10 protein-coding genes and 1 pseudogene are annotated in these 26,836 nt (G+C 48.0%); 6 read left to right on the plus strand and 5 right to left on the minus strand.

The window, feature by feature from the left end; translation table 11 throughout:
* Positions 1 to 138: 138 nt before the first annotated feature.
* Positions 139 to 735: a DUF3172 domain-containing protein gene (locus JGK20_RS09310; protein ID WP_293182938.1), complete on the plus strand. Its 597-nt coding sequence runs from the start codon at positions 139 to 141 to the stop codon at positions 733 to 735.
* A gap of 53 nt (positions 736 to 788) precedes the next feature.
* Here JGK20_RS09310 and JGK20_RS09315 read toward each other — a convergent pair whose 3' ends face one another.
* Entirely contained in the window at positions 789 to 1,571 is a 783-nt protein-coding gene (locus JGK20_RS09315) for an AMIN domain-containing protein (protein ID WP_293191995.1), read from the minus strand.
* A gap of 416 nt (positions 1,572 to 1,987) precedes the next feature.
* Between JGK20_RS09315 and JGK20_RS09320 the strand changes: the two genes are divergently transcribed.
* A complete protein-coding gene (locus JGK20_RS09320) occupies positions 1,988 to 2,542 on the plus strand; it encodes an NUDIX hydrolase (protein ID WP_293191997.1) in 555 nt (184 codons plus the stop codon).
* Positions 2,543 to 3,230: 688 nt separating this feature from the next.
* Here JGK20_RS09320 and JGK20_RS09325 read toward each other — a convergent pair.
* Positions 3,231 to 3,380 carry a hypothetical protein gene (locus JGK20_RS09325; protein WP_293182962.1) on the minus strand — a complete coding sequence of 50 codons (150 nt, stop codon included), beginning with the start codon at positions 3,378 to 3,380 and terminating at the stop codon, positions 3,231 to 3,233.
* Here JGK20_RS09325 and JGK20_RS09330 point away from each other — a divergent pair.
* Positions 3,380 to 3,748: a 4a-hydroxytetrahydrobiopterin dehydratase gene (locus tag JGK20_RS09330; RefSeq protein ID WP_293182960.1), complete on the plus strand. Its 369-nt coding sequence runs from the start codon at positions 3,380 to 3,382 to the stop codon at positions 3,746 to 3,748. The genes JGK20_RS09325 and JGK20_RS09330 overlap by 1 nt on opposite strands.
* Positions 3,748 to 6,822: pseudogene (locus JGK20_RS09335) on the plus strand (CHAT domain-containing protein). Before JGK20_RS09330 ends, JGK20_RS09335 begins: the two are co-directional and overlap by 1 nt.
* Positions 6,823 to 7,211: 389 nt before the next feature.
* Here the strand turns inward: JGK20_RS09335 and JGK20_RS09340 are convergent.
* From JGK20_RS09340 to ppsA, 3 genes are all read right to left on the minus strand, one after another.
* The gene (locus tag JGK20_RS09340) at positions 7,212 to 14,999 is read right to left on the minus strand and encodes a DUF4347 domain-containing protein (protein WP_293230175.1); all 7,788 of its coding nucleotides are present in this window, start codon (positions 14,997 to 14,999) and stop codon (positions 7,212 to 7,214) included.
* A 1,443-nt stretch (positions 15,000 to 16,442) separates the two neighbouring features.
* On the minus strand, positions 16,443 to 16,763 hold the full coding sequence (locus tag JGK20_RS09345; RefSeq protein WP_293197680.1) for a DUF6464 family protein: 321 nt from the start codon (positions 16,761 to 16,763) through the stop codon (positions 16,443 to 16,445).
* 362 nt (positions 16,764 to 17,125) lie between these two features.
* Positions 17,126 to 19,603: a phosphoenolpyruvate synthase gene (gene ppsA / locus JGK20_RS09350; RefSeq protein WP_293230178.1), complete on the minus strand. Its 2,478-nt coding sequence runs from the start codon at positions 19,601 to 19,603 to the stop codon at positions 17,126 to 17,128.
* A 267-nt stretch (positions 19,604 to 19,870) separates the two neighbouring features.
* On the opposite strand from ppsA, the gene JGK20_RS09355 reads away from it, so the two are divergent.
* Complete coding sequence (locus JGK20_RS09355; protein ID WP_293182952.1) at positions 19,871 to 20,044, plus strand: hypothetical protein; 174 nt, start codon at positions 19,871 to 19,873, stop codon at positions 20,042 to 20,044.
* Between the two features lie 171 nt (positions 20,045 to 20,215).
* Complete coding sequence (locus JGK20_RS09360; protein WP_293230181.1) at positions 20,216 to 26,692, plus strand: PAS domain S-box protein; 6,477 nt, start codon at positions 20,216 to 20,218, stop codon at positions 26,690 to 26,692.
* Positions 26,693 to 26,836 lie beyond the last annotated feature (144 nt).

Consider the following 26,836-nt stretch of genomic DNA (forward strand, 5'->3'; position numbering starts at 1 on the left):
AGGACTTGCAGCCGTAGGGCATACGGTCAAGATGCTTGCCGAGGGTAAATTCGTCGGAATCCCACTGAAGCAAGAATCCTCTCGCCTTTAGGCAGAGGTGTGTCAACTGTTAAATCCCCAGAACGGACTGAACTTTATATGAAACGCAAACCTAACTCCTACAACGACAGAGACAGATTCGGCGACCCATTCCGGGGAGATGAAGACTCCGGCTCATTTGGCGGATCGTCGCGACGACAACCTCAGTCTGGCAAACCCTCTTTCCTCAATTCCGCCACCCTAGGGATTTTAACAGCCGTTTTTATTCTGGGAATTGGGATCGGCATTGCCTTCAGTTCCACAGCTACAATTAGCCCACAAAACGTAGCATCCCGGGAATTTATCGATCGCAGCGCCCCGAACCCCGAACTTTGCGTACAGTTTGGAGCCAGCGCAATGGTGACAGATATGCGCCTCTTCGTCACCCTTAACCCCTTCAACGTCTACATCTCCCAGCCGAGTATGCGTCCCGGATGCGTCCTGCGAACCAATAACTGGGCAATTCTCGAACAAAGAAAACTGATCAACCAAGAGCAAGTGCGCGAGTGTAAAAATCGCATGAACACCTTTGGCTTCACCGGCGCCCTGGAAGGTCAACCTGACATTAACTGTATTTACCAAAACGACGGCGCTAAAAACCTGTTCCTCAACCAACCGGGTTCGATCGCTCCACCCAGTGAAGGTCAAAATTTCTAACTGTGAGGATCGGACGATCGAATAACATAGGTGCGATCGACTCCAAGCGAGTATTAGCGAAGCGGTTGACCAAAATCGATAATCCGCTCCCAGGAAGCAGCAGGACGGCGTACAGGGGCAGAACTTACCCCCTGCCGTCTGTTAACCGGAACCCTGACCAAAGGCACATTTATCGGTCGGATTTGGTCGTTTGGAGTTGACATCCCCGAAGAGTTTTGCTCGTAAGTTATAACCTCAGCCGAGGCAGGTTGGACAGACGCTTTGGCAGGAGTTGAGTTAGAATCGGCTGACTGCGGATTAGGTGGTACTGGGATTGCAGGCGGTGCTTGCGTTTCGAGAGTTGCTTGATAGGAAGCAGGCTCGATCGAGGGACGCAACACCCAGCGATTTTCTACCCCGACTCTTTGAAATTTAATTTGTTCACCGTTGAAAGCTACTCCGGGAGCCAAATTTACCAAAATTCTCGCGTTTCCTGATGGCAGTTGAATTATCGCCACGGAACGCACATTGCCTTGCGGGTATAGTTGAGTTGCATCAACGGCGATCGGAGTATTGGGCAAATCCACAGCAATTTGAGACGGGTTGAGTAGGGAATAGGTGGGAGTTTTGCCCTCTGGGAGAGTAATTTCTAGCTGATTTGTAGCTGGATCGAACCGCCAACTCGTGACTGTAGAAGCATTGGCTGGTTGCTGTGCGATTTGGAGTGTCGCAACTGTGGTGGTTGCTGCTATGCTCAGGGCGATCGACACAGAGCCTAAAAATGAGGGTACCAGACACTTAGGTGTTAGTTTGTGTAAGTCTGTCCAAAATTTCGGTGGTAATTTTTTGTATTGCATGGCTGTGTAAAAGTTGAGATTTTAACTAGCTTTGAGGATAATTTTTTTTGGTAGAGGTGTTGCGGGCGATTTGCGATCGGGATAGGTGCGATCGGCAGTACAACTAACCGCAAGGGTAGCTTAACGCTGAAATTTTAGCATTAATGGGTAATTGAAAAATTGGAAGTTATATCGTTTCCGGTTGGATCGGAATGATTTAACCGCAGAGAACGCAGAGAACACAGAGAAAGGGAAGAGAGAGATAAATACAGGACGATGTTAACGGATTTGATATTAACACTTTCTGCCTGATGCCGGATGCCAGCAGATACGCATTCATCCTTCTGTTCTTTTCCTGACCCTTCAACTAGGGTAAGGTACGCCACAAGCAGCCGAAGAAGGATTAGTCGTGCGCGTTTTATGAATAATTCAATAATATGAAAAATTTAACTAAATGGAAATTACTGCGATCGCGCTTGGTGCTTAACCACAAGTGGTGTCAAGTCAGGCAAGATGAAATAGAATTGCCAAGCGGACAAATTATCGACGACTTTTTTATTAATGTCCGACCCAATATCGCCCTAATATTTGCGGTAACAGAACAGCAAGAACTTGTATGTGTGCGTCAATACAGGCATGGCGTCGGCGAAATTTTACTCGAACTCCCGGCTGGGAGTTTCAATCCTGCCGAAGAAAGTGGCAAAGCTGCTGCCGCCCGAGAACTGGCTGAAGAAACCGGATATGTTGCTGAAGAAATTTTGGAACTAGCAGTTTTATACGACAATCCCGTAAAAGACACTAATTCTATTTACTTATACCTTGGTAAAAATGTCAAGCTTGCCAGCCAAATTAAATTGGATATTACAGAAGATATTGAAGTAGTTTTAGTACCCATTTCAGAAGTTTTGTTAAAAATAACCAATCGAGAAATTTGTGTAGCTGGAAGCATCGCAGCTATTTTTTTAGGATTAGATTTTTTAAACAAACATTAGTTGGGTTTGTAGTGAGGACTTTAGTCCTCTCTTGGATGCGGACTTGCCTTTCTCACTAAGATTGTTTTTGCAATACGCTTTGAATAAGAAATTTCAAGAGATCCCCTCGCATCCCCCGATCGAAGCATGGTAGTTTTATTATGGGGAGAGAGAGATAGGTACGTAGTTGGGCTTCAGCCCTCTTTAGACGTATAGATAAAGGAGGCTCAAGCCCAACTACGTACCTTTATTTATTAATGATAAAATTAATTACACTACGATCGCTCGCCAAGCTTGTAAATTAGTAATTTCTGGCCTTTGATTGTGCAATTAATTGTGTCCGGTTACTTAAAAAACGGTTTGTAGTATTGAAGCGTTGGTTTCTGGCGATCGATCCCTTAAAGCACCAACCGCCAGAAACCAAGCGGGGAAAGATATTGAGAGTTATTGAAGATGTCTGTTAGTCATTAGTCAGCAGTCATTAGTTGCGATCGTCATTTCCGAGAGAGTATCCTAGTAAGGTGCGCCGCTATGCCATAATTGTAAATAGCCAGAATTCTTGTAGCGACGCAGCCTACTTATTCCCTCTTGCATCTTCCTTCAATCACTGACATCGATTACAAAATCCGTTGCCGAACTTCCTGATTCCTGATTACCTCTTCCTTCGTCTTTTTGGCTTCTTGCATCTTCCTTCAATCACTGACATCGATTACAAAATCATTGCTAAACTTCCTGATTCCTTCTTTCCTCTTGCCTCTTCCTTCTTGCCTCTTCCTTCTTGCTTCGTCTTTCTTGCTTCTTGCTTCGTCTGATAGAATCCCGCCAACAGCCGAACAGGTTGCACCCGCTTATCGCTCAATATCCTCTAAATTCGTAGCACAAAATTATGAAAATAGCAAACTCAAACCCTTAAGCGAAAAGGAAGTTTCTCAGCGCTTGCAAAATTTGCCTAATTGGACTAGAGAAGGTAAAACTATTAAATATACCCACGAATTTAAAAATTTTGTCGAAGCTGTCAGTTTTGTAAATTGTCTGATTTCCCCCTCAGAAAAAGCTGGCCACCATCCCGATATTGCTATTGCTTACAACCGCGTCACGATAAGTCTCACAACTCACGATGCAGAGGCGCTGACACAACAAGACTTCGATCTAGCCGAGACAATCTCTAAATTAGTCAGCGACTGGATGCCCGGAAATGTTTGTTTAGTAGTGGAAGGTTCTGGATAATGATTTTACTGTACCAAATCGCCAACAATCAAGCAAAAAGTCAAGCAAAAAAGCTGTTTTTAATTTTATCATTTTGCTTATTCCTCGGGGAAACGGCTGCTTTCGGGCAATCGGTTATCCCCGCGAATGACGGCACCGGTACTACCATCGTCCCTCAAGGAAATCGAATCGATATTAGCGGTGGTAAACTATCGGGAGATGGGGTTAATCTTTTCCAGAGTTTCCAACGGTTTGGCTTGAACAAAAATCAAACAGCGAATTTTATTTCCAATCCTAACATCCAAAATATTTTAGGGCGAGTTGTTGGCGGAGAACCGTCTATAATTAATGGCTCGATCCAAGTTAGCGGTGGCAATTCCAATTTGTTTTTAATCAATCCAGCGGGTATTATTTTTGGCAGTAATTCTCAGTTAAATGTACCCGCATCCTTTACTGCTACCACTGCTAATAGCATGGGGTTTGGCAATAATTTTTTGAACGCGATCGGTTCTAACAACTATCTGAATTTAACAGGAAATCCCAGCAGTTTTGTATTTTCGGATGTGACACCTGCCAGCATTGTGAATCGCGGCAACTTGGCGGTAAAACCAGGGGAAAATATAACTTTACTCGGTGGCAGGGTTACAAATACAGGTCAAGTTACAGCACTGGGAGGTACAATTAACATCCTTTCAGTAACAAGCCCAAGTGTTGTCCGTATCAGCCAACCAGGATATTTGCTCAGTATAGAAGTCAGCAGCCAAGCATTGAATTCTCAAGGGGAAAATCCCAATACATCCAGCGAAAACTCATCTGCAACTCTTCCCGAATTGCTGACAGGTAAGGGTGAAAAAGTTAATAATGCTTCAGATGTTGCTGTTAATAGTGACGGTAGCGTTCAATTAACCAGATCTGCCTCGCAAACTCTCCCTCCTAATAATTTAAGACAAAATAACAGCGGGACAGCTCAAACATCTCCACAATCTAGTAATACCAACAATCCCAATCCGGCTGCTAATACTAATAATGGCGCCAGCGCTCCACAAACTACTAATACGAGCAATCCCAATCCGCCTGTTAATGACAATAAGGACGATATGCCTCCACAGCTTAATACAGCAAATCTCAATGTCACTCCTAATAATACTAATGTTGTGATGTCTCCACAACCTAATACGGCTAATTTAAATTTTCTTCCTAATAATATTCAGATTCCTCCCAATTTAGTCGCTCAAATTGTGAAACAGGGTAACAATCTGCAAAATGCTCTGGTACCCAATATCCAGCCAAATTTTCCTATAAACCAACAGCTTATTCCTAGAGGTTTTTCCGTGCCGACGATGAATAATATGGAGCTGTTGTCTGCGCGCCCGATTATTAACAATCTGCCGATAAATGGGAATATCGATCGCACTTCCATTTTTACCAGTAGCCAGCCAAATTTTATTATCAACCAACAGATTAATCCTAACAAAGCTCCAACACTGGCTCCCAACATTCAGGTAATTGATGCTCGCAATCTTCCCGGGAATCCCCCGATGTCCGCTGCGCCCAATATAACTCAAATGCGGGCCCGCCTCGGGCAGAATCTGCCCCCCGGCGTCCCGAATATTCCCAGTGGTGTAGCGAATCCTTCGGCAAATATGCAGGCAATTGCTAACATCAATTCCATGCTATCTTTAGATGAAAACCGAGCTGAGAAATATGCTGATTATTTTGGGAATGGCTTTACCAATCCCAATCTCGGCGCTGAAAATATCCGCGAAACTTTGCTCAAAGTTGCCTCGCAAACAGGCAAGAAATCGGCAATTATTTATATTAACTTATTTAGCGATCGAGTAGAATTATTACTGTTCTCTCCCGAAGGTTCGGCGATTAGAAAAACTGTACCGGAAGCCAATCGGGAGAGCATCATCAAACTAGCAACGGAATTCCGCGCAGAAATCTTGAATCCTGGGAATCTGAACACCACCAGCTACAAAGCATCCGCTCAAAAACTTTATAGTTTGCTGATTGCACCTTTAGAAACAGACTTGCAGGAACAAAATATCAATACGCTGTTATTTTCACTGGATACCGGTTTGCGGAGTCTCCCCTTATCTGCTCTTTATGACGGCAAACAATTCCTGGTAGAAAAATATTCTCTCAGTCTAATACCCGCTATTTCCCTTACCAGAAAGAATTGGTTGAAAGCCGGAACCCTTTGAGGGAGAAATGAAAATCAGACTATTCATTACTCCAATCCTCTTCCTTCTAGGTAGAGGTTGCTCTCAAACTGTCAACTGTCAACTGTCAACTGTCAACTGTTGAACGATACCCGCTATGTATCGCTACAAAATGCCTCTGTTTTAGCAATGGGAGCCGCTCAATTCGATCGGTTAGATCCCCTACCAGCAGTGCCAATAGAACTATCTACTATTGTAGATTTGTGGCAGGGGAAATCTTTCTTGAACGAACAATTTACCCTGAACAACCTGAAATTCCAACGCAGTAGAAATCCTTATCAAATAATTCATTTAGCAACTCACGGCGAGTTTAAACCGGGAGCAGCGAGCAACTCTTTTATTCAACTGTGGGATGGAAAACTGCAATTAGATCAACTCAGAAATTTGGGGTGGAACAATCCACCTGTGGAGTTATTGGTACTATCAGCTTGCCGCACAGCACTCGGAGATGAGACAACGGAAATGGGTTTTGCTGGCTTGGCATTTCAAGCAGGAGTTAAGTCGGCTTTAGCGAGTTTGTGGTATGTTTCTGATGAAGGTACGTTAGCATTGATGAGCGAGTTTTACCATCAATTAAAAACAGCTCCGATCAAAGCTGAAGCTCTCAGAGCAGCGCAAATTGCTATGATCCAAGGTCAAGTTCGGATCGAAAATGGAGTCTTGTGGGGCCCTTTTGTTGCAGCCAAACGGGGAGGGCAAAATAGCCAGCAAGCCATCCGAGAAATGGCAGGTAATGGCGATTCCCTACCCTACCCTTCGGGAACCCCTACGGGGAACGGGAACTCATTAGGGGAAGATAGCTTCGCTGCACAAAATCTCACTCATCCCTATTTTTGGTCTGCTTTTACAATGATTGGTAGTCCTTGGTAATCGATGTGAAATTAAATTAGATGGAGGATTGTGAAATCTTAAATCTCATATCAATTCCGTCAGCATCGGAATCATTCATCTCTCTATTCTCTGCCTCCGCGCCCTCTGCGTTCTCTGCGGTTAAATTATTCCGATACAACCGGAATTGATATGATATCAATTCCGGTTGCACCGGAATCATATAGAGGACACGGCAGTGCCGTGTCCCTACCGTGATTAATTGTAGGGACACGGCAGTGCCGTGTCCTGGCTTTGGGTAATAATTCCGATGCTACCGGATTTGATATCCAATCTCAAATCTCGAATTAAATATTGAGAAACCCGGTTTGTTCGCAAACCGGGTTTCTCAATATTAGGTCAAATTGGGCGCATTAAATGCGCGGTGCTGTTTACTGGGAAAAAGTCACAAAATCCAGAGCAGTAATAGCATTACTGGCTCCGAAAATATTAGCTACAACTTGCCCAGTGGAGGCTATTTGCAGGACACTTCCGTTCGCCGTCGAGTTAATTTGCAACTGAGCAAAACTCAAGCCGCCAGCTAAAGCAAACTTGTCGATTCCTACTTCAAAATTCAGGACAGTATCGATACCGCTGTTGCTATCTAACACAAAACGATCGCTCCCAGTACCTCCAATTAAAGTATCCTCCCCCGCACCGCCAAACAGCCAGTCATCCCCAGAACCGCCGTTGAGAATGTCGTTATCTGTCCCTCCGTAGAGAGTGTCGCTACCGTCATCACCATTGAGAGTATCTTGGCCTTCATTGCCATATAACAAGTCCTCGCCGTTGCCGCCACTCATGCACTCTTGCTGGCCATTAGCACCCACCGAGACATCCTGGTTATCGTCGCGATCGCCATACATGGTATCGTTGCCATCATCGCCACACATAATATCGCTGCCGCCATCGCCGTACATCAAGTCATCGCCGGCATCTCCGTGCATCAAATCGTCATCCTTGCCGCCGCGAAGAGTATCGTTGCCTTCTCCGCCGCCGAGAGAGTCGGAACTCTCACCGCCGTTGAGATAGTCGTTACCCTTGCCCCCAAACAGCAAATCGCGGCCGTTGGCGTCGCTGACTAATTCGTTTTGCAAGCCGCCGTAAAGCGAATCCTCTCCCTCGTCGCCGACAAGGGTGTCGGAACCGAGTTCGCCCCAAATCAGGTCATTGTCTTTGCCGCCGTAAACTAAATCATCGCCTTTGCCGGCAAAAATGCTGTCGTTACCGCTGCCGCCGCCGATGATGTCGCCGCTATCGTTGCCGAAAATTAAGTCGCCTTCATCAGTAGCAATTGTGGTGCCAACAGCAGTACCGTAGTCGCCGACGAGGGTATCAGAACCTTGATTGCCGTAGAGTGTGTCGGAAGCAATTTCGCCAAAAATGCGATCGCCCCCTTTGCCTCCATAGGCCAAATCCCGGCCGTTGCCACCGAGCAAAGTATCGTCGCCTTCTTGGCCGAATAGTATGTCATTGCCATTGCCTCCAAACAGCAAATCTTGCCCGTCTGGGTCGCTATCTAGGGAGTTGAGGACGCCACCGAACAGGGAATCGTTCCCGCTATCGCCGTAGAGGGTGTCAGGGCCCTTATCGCCGAAGATCGCGTCGTCCTCTTTGCCCCCGTAGGCGATGTCTGGGCTTTTGCCGGCGAAAATGATGTCGTTGCCTTGATTGCCAGCAATTGCGTCGCTTCCTTCGCCACCGAAAATCAGATCGGCTTCGTTACCAGTCAAGTCGATGTTGTTGCCGTTGTCGCCGACGATCGTATCATCACCGCGATCGCCCGACAATAAGTCCGCACCGCGATCGCCAAAAATGCGATCGTTTTGTTTCCCTCCAAACACCACATCATTTTCTTTGCCCGCGTAAACGATGTCATTGCCCTTATCGGCAGCGATGAAGTCTGCCCCTTGGTCTCCGAAGACAATATCAGCGCCGTCTTCACCTAAAACTATGTCGTTCCCAGCTTCGGCAAGAAACAGTTCGTTAGTGTCGTTCCCGCTTAAATAGTCGTCTTCGGGAGTGCCGAGGATCGTGTTTTGGATGTCGGTGAGTTCTACGGCGTTAGAGTCGAAGTTGAGTATTTGCCCTGCCTGCGGTTGGATAAATGTAATCGGAGGCAGCAGGGGTAAGGGCGTGCAATCGCAGCCCGTATCAGGTTCGGGTACTGGCCCGAAAATAGGCGGGGGTGTTGGTGTGGGTGTCGGTGTCGGTGGCTGCGGGATGTCTGGTGTGGGCGTGGGTACTGGTGTGGGCGTGGGTACCAGTATCGGCGTGGGTGTGGGCGTCGGTTGCCGAATTGGCGTGGGTGTGGGCGGTGTGGGTGTGGGCGGTGTGGGTGTGGGCGGGACGGGTGCGGCCAAAATTGAGATAGTTGCCGCAGTGGGACTGCCTAGGCTGCGGCTGTCTGTGACGCCGTAGGTAAAGGTAGTACCGGTGAAGTTGCCCGATGCCTGGAAGAACAATTGGTTAATCGAAGCAGGCGTCAGGATCTGACCGATCGTAATTGGAACTCCGCCGCTGGCTGGATCGCCTAAGAACAGACGACCTTGAGCTATTGGTGGCAGGGTTTTGATGTCGAAGGAGGCGATCGTATCGCCCGGATCGGGGTCTCGGCCTGCTAGTCCGGGCACGGTAATCGTGCTGCTGGGGGCCGCCGAGGTATTGGCATTCAATGGTACCGGCGGTTGGTTAAGTGCGATCGGCAGTGCGGAGACAGTAGCAACGGCCGGGCTGGTAGCGCCGAGGTTGTCGGTGGCACTGTAGGTGAAGTTTGCCCCTTTAAAATCGGTGCCCGCCTGGAAGAACAACTGAGTAATTTGAGCTGGTGTCAGGACTTGACCGGCTGTAACTCGTACTCCCCCGTTGGCCGGATCGCCCAAGAACAGCACACCTTCATTAGTTGGCGGCAGAGTCTCAATTTTGAAGGAAACCACAGTGCCGTCGTCTGATCCTCCGAGTCCGGGGATATTGATAGCGCTACCGGGCAGCAAGCTGACGCTGGCGTTGTTAGCAACCGGGGGTAGGTTAACCGGAGGCGGGAACAGGGAGGCAGTAGCGGGGGCCGGACTGGGCAACCCGGTGGTGTCTGTCGCGCTGTAGGTAAAGCTGGCCCCTCTGAACGCGCCTGTGGCCCGGAAGAATAGTTGGTTGATTTGCGTTGGGGTGAGGACTTGACCTGGTGTAATTGCCACTCCGCCGTTAGCCGGATCGCCCAAAAATAGGACGCCTTGGTCTGCCGGGGGCAGAGTGTCGATCTTGTAAGAAGCGATCGGGCTATCCGGGTCGTTTGCTATCAGCCCCGTGAGGTTGATGGTGGCGTTCGGCGCCACAGGAGAGTTGGTATTGACTGGTACCGGCGGTTCCTTGAACTGCGGCGGAATTAGGGCAACGGTAGCTGCGGGACTCCGATCTCCTCGATCGTCCGTGCTGCTGTAGGTAAAGTTTGCCCCTGTAAAAGTGCCTGTGGATCGGAAGAACAACTGCTTGATTTGAGCCGCCGTCAGGACTTGACCGGCTGTAACCGCTACTCCACCGTTAGCTGGGTCGCCCAAAAATAGGACGCCTTCATTTGTTGGAGGCAAAGTGTCGATCGTGAAGGAAACCACAGTGCCGTCTGTGTCTGTTCCTCCCAAGTTCGCGAGCCTGGCAGCGCTGTTACGCCCCAGAGTGACGTTATCGTTTTCTGCTGTAGGGGGGATGTTGCGGCGCGGTGTCGTGCTGACAGTGGTGGTCACCGTGGCATTAGGATCGGAACCGTCGTTGTTTCCCGGGGTGGGGTCAGAAGTGACTGAGCTGCTCCGAGCCGTGTTTTTGACGCTAGTCAGGGTAGCTGGGGCGACAAAGCCGATCGTCCGAGTGACTGTAAGGTTATTGGCGATCGCAATCGCAGGAAAGGTGACAATCCCTGTGGTTGGGTTGTAAACCCCGCCGTCGGATGCCGTGACTCCTGTCAAGCCGGGAATGATGCTGTCAGTAATTGTGACGCCTTCTGCGGGACTCGGGCCCTTGTTGGCTGTGCTAATTGTGTAGGTGACTGTGGTTCCAGCAGTGGCGATCGTCTGCCCGCTTTTGGTTGTTGCGACATCGGCAACAGCACCGAGGGTAGTGCTGACAGTGGCAGTAGGATCGGAACCGTCGTTGTTTCCCGGGGTGGGGTCAAGAGTCGTCGAGGTGCTTTTTGCGGTGTTTTTGACGCTAGTCAGGGTTGTTGGGGCGACAAAGCCGATCGTCCGATTGACTGTAATGCCATTGGCGATCGCAATAGCAGGAAAGCTGACAACCCCCGTAGCTGCGTTGTAGGTGCCGCCGTCCGATGCCGTGACTCCCGTCAAGCCGGGAATGATGCTGTCAGTAATCGTGACGCCTTCTGCCTGACTCGGGCCGTTGTTGGCCGTGCTAATTGTGTAGCTGACTGTGGTTCCAGGATTGGCGCTCGCGGGCCCACTTTTCCTAGTTACCACATCGGCCACAGCACCGATCGAAGTGCTGACAGTGGCATTCGGACTTGTGCCGTCGTTGTTGCCAGGGGCTGGGTCTGGAGTCGTCGAGGTGCTTTTTGCCGTGTTTTTGACGCTAGTCAGGGTTGTTGGGGCGATAAAGCCGATCGTCCGAGTGACTGATACGCCACTGGCGATCGAAATACCCGGGAAAGTGACAATCCCTGTAGCCGCGTTGTAGGTGCCGCCGTCGGATACCGTGATTCCCGTCAAGCCGGGAATGATGCTGTCAGTAATCGTGACGCCTTCTGCCGGACTCGGGCCGTTGTTGGCTGTGGCGATCGTGTAGCTGACTGTGGCACCGGGAATGGCGAGCGTCGAGCCGCTTTTGGTTGTTACCACATCAGCGCTGGGCGTGATGCTGGTGGCAACAGATGAGTTGGTGGGAGTGCCGTCTTGATTGGTGGTGCTGCCGTCGTTGTTGGTGCCGATCGGGTCGGGAGTCGTCGAGGAGCTCCGAGCCGTATTTCTGATTGAGGTCAGGGTACCTGGGGCGACAAAGCCGATCGTCCGATTGACTGATGCGCCACTGGCGAGTGCAATCCCAGGGAATGTAACAATCCCGGTAACTGGGTTGTACGTACCGCCGTCGGATGCCGTGACTCCCGTCAAGCCGGGAACGATGCTGTCAGTAATCGTGACGCCATCTGCCTGACTCGGGCCGATGTTGGCTGTGGCGATCGTGTAGCTGATTGTGCGACCGGCCGTAGTAGCTGTGGGTCCACTTTTGGTGGTAACAACATCGGCAATAGCTCCGAGCGTAGTGCTGACACTGGACTCAGGGTTTGTGCCGTTGTTGTTTCCTGGGGTGGGGTCGGGAGTCGCCGAGGAGCTTGTTGCCGTGTTTTTGATTGAGGGGAGGGCGACTGGGGGCACAAAGCCGATCGTCCGATTGACTGTAACGCCACTGGCGATCGCAACAGCAGGGAAGCTGACAATCCCCGTAACTGCGTTATAGGTGCCACCGTCCGATGCCGTGACTCCCGTCAAGCCCGGAATGATGCTGTCAGCGATCGTGACGGCTTCTGCTTGGCTCGGCCCGTTATTGACTGTCGTAATTCTGTAGCTGACAGGGGTTCCAGGCAGCGCACCCGTCGGCCCGCTCTTAATTGTTACCACATCAGCGCTGGGCGTAATAGTCGTGACAACAGTGGAATTCGTGGGAGTGCCGTCTTTATTGGTGGTACTGCCGTCGTTGGTGCGGGGAAAGGGGTCGGGTGTCTCCGAGCTGCTGCGAGCCGTGTTGCTGATAGAAGTAAGGGTCGGTGGAGCAACGAAACTGACGGTGCGGTTAACTGTTGTACTGATGGCTAGGGATGTCAGCACCGGGAAGGTGACAATCCCTGTAGCCGGATTGTAAGTGCCATTGTCCGATGCGCTGACTCCAGTCAAACCGGGAACAATGCTGTCAGTGATAGTCGCGTTGAGAGCCGGGTCTGGCCCCAGGTTGGCTGTGGTCAGGGTATAGGTAATCGTTGACCCGGCCACAGAAGTGACGGGGCCGCTTTTGGTAGTAACGAGATCGGCAACAGTAGGGGAAATAGTAGTCTGTTGTTGGCCTATGAACGTTGAACCGTCGTTGTTGCTGAGATCGGGGTCGAAAGTGCTGGCACTGCTGAATGCGGTGTTGGTTAAGCTGCTGCCAGGATTTAGACTTGGGGGTAAAGCAACTGACAAGGTGTAGGTGACGCTTTGATTGACACCGAGAACGGGAATTTTCGGCCAGGTGACGTTCCGCGTCGTGCTTGAGTAAAGGCCACCCCCACTGATCTGGCGAATGGGATTGGCTCCGCCGACAGGAACGAGTTCCGGAGGCAATTCGTCTTGAACCAAAACTTGTTCAGCCGGCGATGTCCCCTTGTTAGTAGTAGTGATGGTGTAGGTAATACTGCCAGCACCTGTTTTGATGAACTGCGGGCCACTTTTGATGGTGGCCACATCAGCAGAGATGGTGGGAGTAGGATTGACAGTCTCGATTGCGAGGTTGCGAATTTCGTGGAAGTTGCTTGCAACTCCCGTCGAACTGGCAAAACCAAATTTGAAATTAGGCGGTATCGCTCCGTTTGCAGTTGCTAGATTGGGGATATCGATCAGAGTTTCACCCGCGCCGGTGAACAAGCCGTCGTTATTCAGGTCTAGGGCAATGGTGAGCCTGTTGGGCGTTGCTGAATTTGAGGGGGCTAGGGTAATTTGAATGCTTCTTTTCGCTGCATCTCGACTGGTAGTGACAGTATTGTCGAAGTCATAAGTACCCCCAGCATCTAAAAAGTCAATACTTTTGGGGATATTGTCGATACCTAAAGGGGCGATCGCGTTTGTTAAAAATCGATAACTATCTGCTTGACGACCCCTGAGAGTGATGGAATCAGGTCTGTAGCCTTCGAGAGTTGAACCAGGAATGGTACCATTTACTGCTCCACCAACACGTCCTTCCGTATCATTAGAAAAATTCCCAAACTCATCGAGTCCAATGCCCAAATAACCTCCCACCAATCCGGGTTGGCTGCCATTGGTGTTGTTGGCATACCCCAAAGAACCACCAAAGCCTCCTGCTGCTGTAGGGCTAGCTGACCCGTCAATCAGGAAGAAGCTAATGCCGTCCCCTGGCTGCGGGCTGATAAAACCGTTTGGGCCTTGGAGAGTAGTGCCGTTGTAAGCAAAGAAATCGAAGGTAATTTTCAGACCCTCTGTGGAGGGTATGGGGTTGTCGTAGAGAACAAAGGCTGGCAGTCCCACACCGTTGGTCGTCAATTGCAAAGCCCCAGAGGGTGGTACATCGCCACCCAAACCGGGAAGTATCCCAGATGAACTTCCTCCGGTGATACCGGGAATCCTTTGCCTGTTGGCTTCAAAGACTGAGCTGGGGTCGAATACCCTGCCGTCTTGTCCTCGGTAGAGCCAAGGCCCCCTGACTGTGGCGTTCCTAAATGTTTCGTTGACTAAGGTACCGAGGACTCCGCTGTATGCCTCCAGCACCTTTTGCTCAAGGGCAATCCTGGCCCTTATTTCTCCTGTCGCAAATTCTAATTCCCAATCGCCACCGAGCGCCGCACTCCCTACCAAGCCTGTGGAAGCTGCAATCTCTCTACCCGTAATTTCACTGAGTCGGCGCACGAAGGCCCGGCCGCTTTCCCCGGCTGCTCCCCGGCAAGCCAATAATAAGATATTTCCTCTCTCGCTGAGGGAGTTTCCCCACTGCTGCAACAAATGGCTGTAGGTTTCTAAGTTGTCGCTGCACAGTTCTACTGACCCCAGTTGTACTCTGGCTTCTTGGCCGTGAGCAACTATTTGAAGGCTGTCTAAATCGCTGTAATTAGCAAGAATTCTAGTAATTCGATCGACTCCATCCCGCATTGAGTCCAGTAAAAATACCTCTGTATCCGCTGTTGCTCCTCTTGCCAAGCTGTCGCTATTCTCTACTCTGGCATCGATGAACAGTATATTTTTTACATTCCGGGGGCCCACCGAATCGGGCGATCGCACCAATTCTCTCTCTAGGTGTTCAATTCCCGCGCCGCCACCAATTTTTTGGGACAGGAAACACCAGTCTGATTTTACTTGTTTTATTTGTCTTTCCTGAGGATAAGTTGCGGTAGTTCGGGAGTTTTTCCTGCCAATGCTTGTGGTGTCAACTGCTTTTTGTTGAGTCAGGAAAATTGGTTTGTTGCCAATGCTTTTCATTGTCTGATACCTTGCTGATTGTATACAATATACCCATTAAGAGGTAATAATTATCACCTCTTAACAAGGCTTAATTGAGACTGAGTTGCTCTGTTGTTTGACTTTTAGAAAGCAATAAGGTTCAGTTAGTGCTGTTTCTTCCCCGGAGATTCCTCCCATCCCCCGAATCGTTGCGGGGACGAAAGAGAATTTCTTGTATCCCCCTTTTTTTTAAATGGAGGTTAGGGCGATCGATCTTAACTCAACCGTATTCTGTTAAAAAGAGTAATATGCCGATTTTCATCAGCATAAATTTCTGCTATCTTGCTATTGGATAGCATTGGAAATACAGCCGATTTGATGTCGGCCGATTAGACTTCTGAAACACGTCATAACCCTGACAAACAGACGGTTTCGGAGCGAAATCACTTTTTTTACTTCATTAACCAGCAAAAGTGCTGTATCGCCTGCGCGAGGGCTGAGACAGGACAGTTTTAATGGTAATAATCTATCTATCGGGTGATATTTTGCCTTCGGCTTTCTGTGAGCGGGTGTATCTTTAACAAGGAGATATCTTACCTCCCGCAGCAGACAATAACAGCGAGCCTCAAAAAATTACTTGATGAGGTTTTCTGTCGATCGTCTAATACACTTTATGGGCAGAAAAAATTTACCATTTCTGAAAGCTAACACTTGGTTGGATGAACGAAATTAGGGTGGCAGTTTCCCATCTATGTCAGTCAATTTTAGATTTTAGATTTTAGATTTCCTGGCCAGATGAATCTGGGAGCTTGAACTTTAGTCTAAAGTCTAAAATTTTGGGCTGCTCGCGACTTGAGTCGGGGGCTTGTGTGCATTGTTTTTGGGCGGTGTAATTTAATTGAAATCGGCATACCCTGTATCGACGAGGCGGATTAAAAATTTATGACTTGCAGTCTAGTTAGTGACAACAATCCAGGTTTGAGACTGCGTTCATCTGCGATCGCCAAAAATAGAATATTGTTACCCACAAGCAACTTCTCAAAATTTCAACTTAGAGTCTTCGAGCGGATTTCTGTTTAAGGTAAATGCTGGAGACAATTGTTAGTGCTGAATTTTTCATGATGTTTTGGAGAAATCGATTTACAGATTTGCTGGTAAGCTACTTGCGATTTTCCTGGGTCTCCCCCAGTTACGCCCAAGAGAGTAGAAACCCGATTTATTCCTAGATTTTTTGCAGCCCAACCAAGATTTACAATCTAAATCTGGTTTCTGAGCGCAAGTCATCAACTAGAAAAACACCGATCGTCATCCGCTAGTTAGGGCCAATTTAACCCAGCAATACTGCTCGATTAGATTTTAATTACTTAGTTTGGGCGCGGCTAGTCCCCAAAAAGCTTCAACAACAACCCTTCCACGTAAGTACATATTAACTGATGGATTACTACCTCAGCAAATATTTGCATACAACAACCCCAATACAACCTATATCTTTTGGGCGCGAACGTCAAGAGTTCTGGCTTGATAGTACCGACAATCTTGACAGGGCCCAGAAGGATTCACAGCACAGCGAATGTAATTAGAGCGAGCGTTATACTCGCAAGTGATATCGCCGATCGGATAGCCGAGGCCTTGTACGTAAGTGCGATCGCCCATTGCTAGTTGAGCAGGCAGGGGTCTATTTGCTACCGCCCGCCTGGCCGCTGCAATTCTCTCGCTGACTTGCCTCTCGGCAGAGCGCATCACCCACAAAGACACCAGCGACGGAGCCAAACCTATGACAATAATCAGGAGAACTGTAAACACATTTTCAGAGCTTTTGTGAATAATCTTGTTTTTTATTTACATATTCCCGAACCTAAAATCATCGGGCAACAGACGGTTTTAAATCAGGAAAGTTCCCAGCCAAATCTCAAACTATGCCGCCCGTGCGTTAACCGTTTGCTGGTAAGGGTTGTTGTGGATAGGTTCGTAGTGAGGAATGCAAGTCCTTTCTAAATCAGAGGACTTGCATTCCTCGCTACGAACGGGAGAGGGGTTACACTTGGGAGCATCTCATGTTTGTAAAAAAAATTTTTTTATTTGAGTGCTGTCCCCGCTCGCGTATTGTATAATACGCGAGCGGGGACAGCACTATAAATGAAAAAATGCAAAACTGAGATACTCCCTTAAACTTTAGCAACCTGCGCCGCTAAATCCATCACCGCACTCGAAGCCTCCACCTTAGCAACATCAAGCAAAGTCTTCAAAACCGAATCGGGATTCAAACTAATCGAATCAATTCCCAACTCAACCAAGAAGCGAGCAAACTCAGGATAATCGCTGGGTGCTTGACCGCAAATGCCTATCTTGCGATCGTACTTCTTGGCGGCTTTAATGGCAATTTCCACCATCCGCTTCACAGCTTCATTGCGTTCGTCAAAGATGTGGGCGACTAAGGCAGAATCCCGGTCTAATCCTAATGTTAGCTGAGTTAAGTCGTTGGAGCCGATCGAGAATCCGTCAAAAACCTGGGCAAATTCGTCAGCAAATATGACATTGCTGGGCAATTCGCACATCACGTACACCTGCAAGCCATTTGCACCCTTGACTAAACCGTGTTTCGCCATCTCGGCCAACACTTTGCGCCCTTCCTCCGGCGTGCGACAAAACGGAATCATCGGAATTACATTTGTCAAGCCCATTTCGTCGCGCACTCGCTTTAATGCCTTGCATTCCAAAGCATAAGCTTCGCGGTAATTCGGGTCATAATAACGAGAAGCGCCGCGCCACCCGATCATCGGGTTTTCTTCCTTCGGTTCAAACTGCCGCCCTCCCAGCAGATTAGCATATTCGTTGCTCTTGAAATCGCTCATCCGCACGATGACTGGATTGGGATAAAATGCGGCGGCGATGGTGGCAATTCCGCAGGCTAATTTGTCGGTAAAGAAATCGGGTTTGTGTTTGTAAAGTGCTGTGAGTTTGGCAATTTGGCGCTTGACTGATGTGTCGGTCAATTCGTCAAAGTGAATCAGTGCCAAGGGATGCGCTTTGATGTGGTTGGCGATGATGAATTCTAGCCGCGCTAACCCTACGCCATCGCAAGGAATTGCTGACAAACCAAAAGCTTCTTCTGGGTTTCCGACATTCATTAAAATTTGAGTGCGGGTGCGGGGCAAATTGTCGATCGCAATTTCTTGAATTTCAAAAGGAACTAAACCGGAATAAACTTTGCCTTCCTCTCCTTCAGCACAAGAAACAGTAATTTCTTGATTGTTTTGCAAGACTTTAGTACCGTCGCCGGTGCCGACAATGGCGGGGATTCCCATTTCCCGGGCAATGATCGCAGCATGGCAAGTACGGCCGCCGGAATTGGTGACAATCGCGCTGGCTTTTTTCATGATCGGTTCCCAATCCGGGTCAGTTTTGTTGGTAACAAGAACTTCCCCTGCTTCAAAGTCAGCGATTTGGTGAACGTCTAAAATTACGCGGGCTTTACCTTGTCCGATAGCTTCACCAACGGCACGCCCTGTTGCCAAAACTGCGCTGGAACCTTGCAATTTGTAGTTGCGTAAAACTGTAGCAGATTTTTGTGATTGTACTGTTTCCGGCCGCGCTTGGACGATGAATAGTTCGCCTGTATTGCCGTCTTTTGCCCACTCGATGTCCATCGGCGTGTAGGTGCCGCGGACTTGAGAGTAGTGTTCTTCTATCTGTACGGCCCAACGTGCTAGTTGCAGAATTTCTTCATCGTTAAGGGCGTATTTGCCGCGTTCTGCTGGGGCTACCGAGAGGTTTTTGGTGTATTTGGAACCGCCGAGATCGTACACCATTTTGATGTCTTTGGTGCCGAGGCGTTTGTCGAGAATTGGGCGGAAATCTTGTTTTAATGTGGGTTTAAAAACTAGGTATTCGTCGGGATTTACTGCTCCTTGAACGATGTTTTCTCCTAATCCGTAGGCGGCGGTGATTAGGGCGGCATTTTTGAAACCGGTTTCGGTGTCGATGCTGAACATGACGCCGGAGGATGCTAAGTCCGATCGCACCATTTTCTGCACGCCGACGGATAAGGCGACTTCAAAGTGGTCGAAACCTCGTTGTTGGCGGTAAGAAATCGCTCTGTCGGTGAAGGTGGAGGCGAAGCATTTGTGGCAGCATTGGAGGACGCTGGTGCAACCGTGGACGTTGAGGTAGGTTTCTTGCTGTCCGGCGAAACTGGCGTCTGGTAAGTCTTCGGCGGTGGCGGACGAACGGACTGCTACGTCTGTACTGTCGCCGTAGCGATCGCACAGTCGATCGTAAGCATCTGCGATCGCCACTTGCAAGTCTCGCGGAAACGGTGTATCGAGAATTAACGCCCGCGCTTGCTTCCCTTTGATGCGGAGGTTCTGGAGATTTTCTACGTCTAAATCGGCAAAAATTTCGCGCAATTTTGCTTCTAAACCCGCCGACTCGATGAAGTACCGATAAGCGTATGCTGTAGTTGCAAATCCATAGGGGACGCTGACTCCTTTGGGGGTTAACTGTTGAATCATTTCCCCCAATGAAGCATTTTTACCCCCTACTAATGGGATGTCGGCTATCCCGACTTCATCAAACCACAATATTAAGGCTTTTTCTTTGGGAATTAAAACTTGTTTTTCTTGAATTGCTAATTTGTCTAGCATTGCTTTTTTCCTCTCACATTCAGACCAGTTCGGTCAAAGGACAGTAAACAAAGGAGTGTCAATTTTTAAATGTAGTTTTGTTGCCCAAAAGCTCAGATGTTTTTCGCGTCTGTATCCGGCCTAGTTTTTAATTGCCTCTATTTCTATCTTATAACTTTTTTGCTAAATGGCAAGACCCCTGGGGAAGATTTATTTAATTGCAAAAAGTAAAGAAATGGCAGCGGGGAGTTTAGGTAAGCTATCATAAAAAAAATTGTAAAAATGTCAATGTCAGACATAATTTCCACGGATTTATTGGCGCCGATCGCGCAGCGGTGCGGGGATACCGCTCAAATTGTGTTGACTGTTGACGGTGAAGCGATTCGATCGCGGCGATCGCCCACAAAACACAACACCGAGCAGTTTTGTTTCCTCCACCAACCCAGATTCTCAAAACCGTAAAAATTTTACCTCTGATTGGGTTGACCTACTTAGAGCAAAAACACAGTCGATGTAGAACATTGTAGTTTTTGGACGCAAGCAATTTTATTTTTTACCAGCGTTATTTTGGCATTCAATTATTTATATGCTATAATAATTAGCTCGACTGCCTTACGATAATTAACAAGGTATATGATATCAGTTTTGAGCCCAACCGCCAAGCGAAACGGCTTTAAAGTTCTCCTGGTCGAAGACAATCAAGCCGAAGCCGATCTAATCGAAGAATTGTTATTAGAAACAAATGTCAGCCGAGCCGAAACCCAAAGGCTGTCAGTAAGCTGTACAGACCGTCTCAGCAAAGCGCAGCAAATTTTGCTCGGCGAACATTTTGATGTGATTTTACTTGACCTTTCGCTGCCCGACAGCCAAGACATAAGTACAATTGTTAACATACAAGAATACAGCCTCAATACTCCGATCGTCGTACTGACGGCGCACAACGATGAAGAACTCGCCGTGCAGTCAATCCAAGCAGGAGCTCAGGATTATCTAGTCAAGCGAAAAATCGACAGCGAAGTGTTAATGCGATCGCTCCGCTACGCAGTTGAGCGGCAGCACAACCAAGAAGCTTTGCAAAAAAGTGAAGCAAAATATCGCTCCGTAGTCGAAAATTCCCTCGTCGGAATTGCGATTATTGCTCCTCCAGTTTCCCTCTCAGAACCCACACAATGCCAGTGGTTGGAAGTTAACGATGCTTTGTGCAATTTGCTGGGATACGAGCGCCAAGAACTTTTGCACGGAAATTGGGAACAGTGGGGCTATCCTGAAGACTGGCAGGCTAGTTTAGAGCAGTTAAATAAAATTTTTGCCGGGGAGAGCGAAGGCTATATTTTAGACAAAAGATGGCGCAAAAAAGATGGAAAAATAGTTTATACTCGGGTTTCCCTGCGCTGCATCCGGGGCCGCGACGGCTCGATCGACCGGATGATTAAAGTAATTTTGGACGTGAGCGACCGCTATCGCTACGAAGCCGAAGTAAAAGCATCAGAAGAGTTTTTAAATCACACGATTAATGCTACTCCTGACCCAATTTTTGTCAAAGACGAGCAACATAGGTGGGTTGTACTAAACGATGCTTTTTGCGAATTGATGGGAAAAGGGCGATCGGAACTTATAGGTACGTCGGGATACGAGTTTTTGGGCGCAGCACAAGCCAAAGTTTTTGAGCAACAAGACGAGCAAGTATTGCAAAGAAGTATTCCCAAACAAACGGAAGAGACTTTTACAGATAGCGCAGGTCAAGAACGCATTATATCTACCAAGAAAACAGTTTTTAATAAAGCTAACGGCACTAAAATGTTGGTCGGAATCATGCGAGATGTGACCGAATACAAGCGCCAGCAAATAGCATTGCAGGAAAGCGAAGATCGATTTCAAATAATCAGCGCTAACGTGCCGGGAATGATTTATCAATACAGGCTTTATGTGGATGGCAAAACATCTTTTACTTATGTTTCTTCTGGGAGTTGGCAGCTCTACAATTTAAGACCTGAAGAAATAGAAGAAAATGCCAGCTTGGCTTTTGCTACAGTTCACACCGATGACATCTCAGACTTGCATCGATCGATCGCAACTTCAGCGGCGAGTCAGGAATCTTGGCACCACCAGTGGCGGCAAGTTACGGGAGAACGAGTGAAATGGCTGCAAGGCGCGGCTAAGCCCTCCAAGCAGGCCAACGGCGATATAGTTTGGGATGGTTTGGTGATCGATGTCACCGAATTAAAACAAACACAACAAGAGCGCGATCGCTTCTTTAGCATTTCGCTAGATTTACTTTGCATTGCAGGTTTTGACGGCTATTTCAAACGCTTAAACCCTGCTTGGTCAAATGTATTAGGTTACAGCCGAGACGAACTTCTAGCCAAACCTTTTATAGAATTCGTGCATCCAGAAGACAGAGCAATAACTATAGCTGAATTAGAAAAACTTCAAAATTCTCACCCCGTTATTAATTTAGAAAACCGCTGTATTTGCCCAGATGGTACTTATAAATGGCTGTCGTGGACGGCATCACCTTTTGCTGAAGAAAGTTTAATTTATGCAGTTGCCAGAGATATTACATTGAGCAAGCAAGCTGAAGCTGAATTGCGTAAAAGTGAAGCCACTAATCGCGCTCTTTTAAACGCGATACCCGACATGATATTTCGCTGTCGCGCCGACGGCACTTTTGTAGACTTCAAACCCGCAAAAGATATCCAAACCCTGGTACCGGAAAACATATTTATTGGTCAAAAAGCACAAGACATCTTGCCTGCTGCTTTTGCTGAAAAAATATTGTCCGGCAATCAACAAGCGATCGAGACTGGCGAGATTCAAGTTGTAGAATATCAACTGCCAATTCAGGATGTACTGTGCGATTTTGAAGCGAGAATTGTCTTCTGCACCGATGACGAAATTATTGCGATCGTCCGGGATATCACCAGCCGCAAACGTTTTGAGTCAAAACTCCAGCGACAAGCAGCAGCAATGGCAGCCGCTTCCGAAGGCATAGGTATTGTCAATGCCAGCGGAGATGTGATTTATGCCAACGCAGCTAAACTCAAAATCTACGGTTACAATGCCCTCGAAGAAATATTGGGCAAAAGTTGGAAAATATTTTATGAAGGTGCAGAACTCGCAAGGTTTGAGCGGGAAATTATGCCGACTTTAGCGCACCAAGGTTATTGCAGCACAGAAGCAGTAGGCTGCCGCCGCGATGGCTCTCAATTCCCTCAAGAAGTCTCGCTGACAATTTTGCCGGAGGGCGAAATAATTTGCATTGTTCGCGATATTACTGCGAGAAAGAAAGCAGAAGCAGATTTGCAAGATAGCAAGCGGTTCGGCGATCGCATTGCTGAGGCAAGTCCTAATATTTTGTATGTTTACGACTTGATAGAACAAAAAAATATTTATGCGAATGCTTCTATCTCTCAGATTATTGGCTATACAGTAGATGAGATTCAGGCAATGGGGCCGTTGATGTTAACTTTAATGCACCCGGAAGATGCCATCAAAATGCCTGATTATTTACAGCAAGTCGCAACGGGTACAGAAGGAGAGATCTTTGAAATTGAGTACCGCATCCGGCACAAGGATGGTTCTTGGCGCTGGATTGTCAGCCGAGATACTGTATTTGCAAAAACAGCAGAGGGCCAGTTAAAACAAATTCTCGGCACGGGAACTGATATTACAGAAAGCAAGCAAGCAGAAGATGAAATTAAGCTGTTGCTGGCAGCAACTCAAGCCATTAGTAAGTCGGTAGATTTTCACAGCGCTCTCCCTGATATCCTCCGGTTGCTGTGCACTGCGATCGGCTGGAATTTTGCTGAAGCTTGGATACCCGTTGCTAATGGTACTGTTTTGGAACACAGCGAAACTTGGTATGCTAGCGATCGCGATTTAGATAGGTTTGGCCAGGAAAGTAAGAAAATTAGGTTCGCGCCGGGATTGGGAGTGCCGGGACGGATTTGGTCAACCAGAAAGGTAGAATGGATTGAAGATGTTTCTGTAGTCAATAATGCATTTTTTGCCCGATCGCAAATGGCGGCAGCAGCCGGATTGAAAGCTTGTTTCGGAGTGCCGATTCGCGCCAATTCAGAGGTGCTGGCAATTTTACTGTTCTGCAAGCGCGATCCATCAATTATGGAACCGCGTATAGTAGAATTGGTCAATGCGGTAGCGACTCAGTTGGGTTCTCACATTCAGCGCAAACAAGCCGAAGAAGAATTGCGTAAAAGTGAAGAACGCTGGCAGTTAGTTCTTAAAGGCAATCAAGACGGAATTTGGGACTTGAATCTTCAAACAGATGAAGCTTTTCGATCTGCCCGCTGGCAAGAAATTATCGGTTACGCAGACGGCGAAATCGACAGCAGCAACAGCGAATGGATCGATCGCATCCATCCAGACGATCGCGATCGAGTGCAAGCCACAATCCAAGATTATCTCGATCGCCAAACCCCCAATTACGCCGCCGAATACCGCTTGCAGTGCAAAGACGGCAGCTACAAGTGGGTGCTCGCCCGCGCTCAAGCAGTCTGGGACGAAGCCGGAAACCCCCTGCGGATGGTGGGTTCGATGACCGATATCAGCGATCGCAAAGCAGCAGAATTAGCTTTGCTGCGGGTCACTCAAGCTGTGGAAAGTACCAGCGACGCGATCGCGATCGCCGACTTGAAAGGGCGGTCTATTTACCACAATCAAGCCTTCATTCAGCGTTACGGCTACACAGTGGAAGAACTCAACGAGCTAGGCGATCGCGCCGCGCTTTACATCCGGCCTAAAAGTTACAAAAAAATCTATAAAAACATTCGCAAAGGTCGCTCTTGGTGCGGCGAAGTTGCCCTGCGAACCAAGAGTGATGAAGCTGTTACCGCTCTGGTGCGAGCCGATAGCATTAAAGACATAAATGACCATTCGGTCGGGTTAATTGCCGTGATTACAGATATCACAAGACGCAAAGAATCAGAAGCATTTTTGCGCCAGCAATTAAAGCGGGAACAGTTGGCAGTAGCCATGCTGGAACGCATTCGCTCTTCTCTTAATTTAGAACAAATTCTCACCAAAGCAGTCGAAGAAGTCCGCCAGTTTTTGCAAGTAGATAGAACTGTAATTTACCAATTCAATCCTGATTGGAGCGGGTTTGTCGCAGTCGAATCGGTTGGCGAAAATACCCGATCAATTATAGGAATGGAAATTTACGACCCCTGTTTTGGAGAAGCCTACGTTCCTCTTTACCTAGATGGCCGAATTAGAGCCACAGAAGATGTTTACAATGCCGGCATCGCCGACTGTTACTTGAGTTTGTTGACTCGCCTCCAGGTGAGAGCGAGTCTGGTAGTGCCGATTTTGCAAGGCGAAAACTTGTGGGGGCTGTTGATAGCCCACCACTGCACGGGCCCGCATTCCTGGCAAAAATTGGAGGCAGAGTGCCTGAAACAATTGGGCGTGCAGTTGGCGATCGCCATTCAGCAATCGACCCTATTTGAACAAGCACAAACCGAAATAGCCGATCGCAAACAAGCAGAAGCCGCCCTGCAATTAGCCAAAGAAGCCGCCGAATCTGCCAACCGCGCTAAAAGCGACTTTCTCGCCAACATGAGCCACGAATTGCGGACGCCTTTGAACGGGATTTTAGGATACATTCAACTGCTCAAACCGGATAAGAATTTAACTGCGGAGCAACAGGAAAGTCTCAACAACGTTCACCAGTGTGGCAACCACCTGCTAACCCTGATTAATGATGTTTTAGACCTCTCGAAAATCGAAGCTAGTAAAATGGAACTGTCACCGACAAATCTGCATTTTCCCAGCTTTGTTAAAAGTATTGTCGATCTGTTCCAGATGCGCTCGCATCAAAAAGGAATTGCGTTTAATTACGAGCAGGTGTCGGCGCTGCCAGACTACGTTTTTGTTGATGAAATCAGATTGCGCCAAGTTTTGATTAATTTGCTCAGCAATGCGGTTAAGTTTACGGTGAGCGGTGGCGTGACATTCAAAGTCGGTTACGCAGAAAATTATCCTCAAATCCACTGCACAAATTCGAGTTTGACAGCCGAAGTTTCTACTCAAACAATCAATTGGACTGCGAATTTAGACAATCCGAAAAAGTCGATCGCCCTGCGGGAAACCACAGAAGCGCCCGAAGCGATCGCCACAACTACTGGCGATCGGGCCCCAACCGCTAAAATTCGCTTTCAAATCGAAGATACCGGCATCGGCATCCGGCAGAATAAACTAGAAGAAATATTTTTGCCTTTTCATCAAGTAGGCGATCGTAACAATTTCGTCGAAGGTACCGGACTAGGACTTTCCATCAGCCAAAAATTAGTCAAAATAATGGGCAGCGACATTCACGTCCAAAGTACCCCCGGCAAAGGTAGCATATTTTGGTTGGATATAGACTTGCCCGCAGTCGCCGAATATTCTGAAACCCCCTCCACCCAAGAAAAACGCCGGCTTATCGGTTTTAGAGGCAGCCACCGGAAAGTCCTGATCGTAGACGATCACGAAGTAAATCGTGCCATGCTGCACAGACTGCTTTCTCGTTTGGGCTTTGAAATTGCAGAAGCGATAGACGGCGCAGACTGTTTGCACAAAGCACAGGAATTTCTACCGGATCTAATTTTAATGGACTTGCTGATGCCAGTAATGGACGGCTGGGAAGCCACCAGGCGGCTGCGACAGTTGCCGGAATTAAAAGATGCGGTTATCCTTGCTTTGTCCGCTAGCGTTTACGAGACTACCAGGCAAAAAAGCATACTTGCAGGTTGCGATAATTTTGTCACCAAACCGATTCAAACTAACGACCTTTTAGAATTATTGCGCCTGCATTTGAGACTAGAATGGATTTACGAAGAGGGATCGGAAACCAAAAAACGCAAAGCTCAAACTCCCAAAGCATTATCGGAGATTGCGATTGCTGACTCAACAATAGTGTCTCCTGGTTCAGAGTCAGTCTTTGTCTTGTTAAGATTGGCTGCTATGGGCGATATTGAAGCTATCCTGGAGGAAACTGCTAAACTAGAAAATTCTGACCCGACATTAGTCCCTTTTGTTCAGCACGTTCGCCAACTTGCTAAAGGATTTCAGCTCAGGCAAATTCGAGATTTTTTGAAGCAACATTTGCCCTAAAATTGAGGGTAGCCAACCGATAAATTAAAATCAGTTAAATCTCACGCCCCGATCGTGATTGTCAATAACGCAATACGCTTGGATTAAACCCGATCCCCCCTTAGCCAAGAGGGCAGGCACGGGGGCACCGCCCCTACAAAGGGG

This window comes from Microcoleus sp. PH2017_05_CCC_O_A (genome assembly GCF_020738785.1).
GTDB lineage: Bacteria > Cyanobacteriota > Cyanobacteriia > Cyanobacteriales > Microcoleaceae > Microcoleus.

Bases quoted from the DNA above. Each gene is read 5' to 3' on its own strand.
- ppsA (WP_293230178.1), bottom strand. From the start codon at position 19,603: ATGCTAGACAAATTAGCAATTCAAGAAAAACAAGTTTTAATTCCCAAA.
- JGK20_RS09340 (WP_293230175.1), bottom strand. From the start codon at position 14,999: ATGAAAAGCATTGGCAACAAACCAATTTTCCTGACTCAACAAAAAGCA.
- JGK20_RS09355 (WP_293182952.1), top strand. From the start codon at position 19,871: ATGTCAGACATAATTTCCACGGATTTATTGGCGCCGATCGCGCAGCGG.
- JGK20_RS09320 (WP_293191997.1), top strand. From the start codon at position 1,988: ATGAAAAATTTAACTAAATGGAAATTACTGCGATCGCGCTTGGTGCTT.
- JGK20_RS09315 (WP_293191995.1), bottom strand. From the start codon at position 1,571: ATGCAATACAAAAAATTACCACCGAAATTTTGGACAGACTTACACAAA.
- JGK20_RS09310 (WP_293182938.1), top strand. From the start codon at position 139: ATGAAACGCAAACCTAACTCCTACAACGACAGAGACAGATTCGGCGAC.
- JGK20_RS09360 (WP_293230181.1), top strand. From the start codon at position 20,216: ATGATATCAGTTTTGAGCCCAACCGCCAAGCGAAACGGCTTTAAAGTT.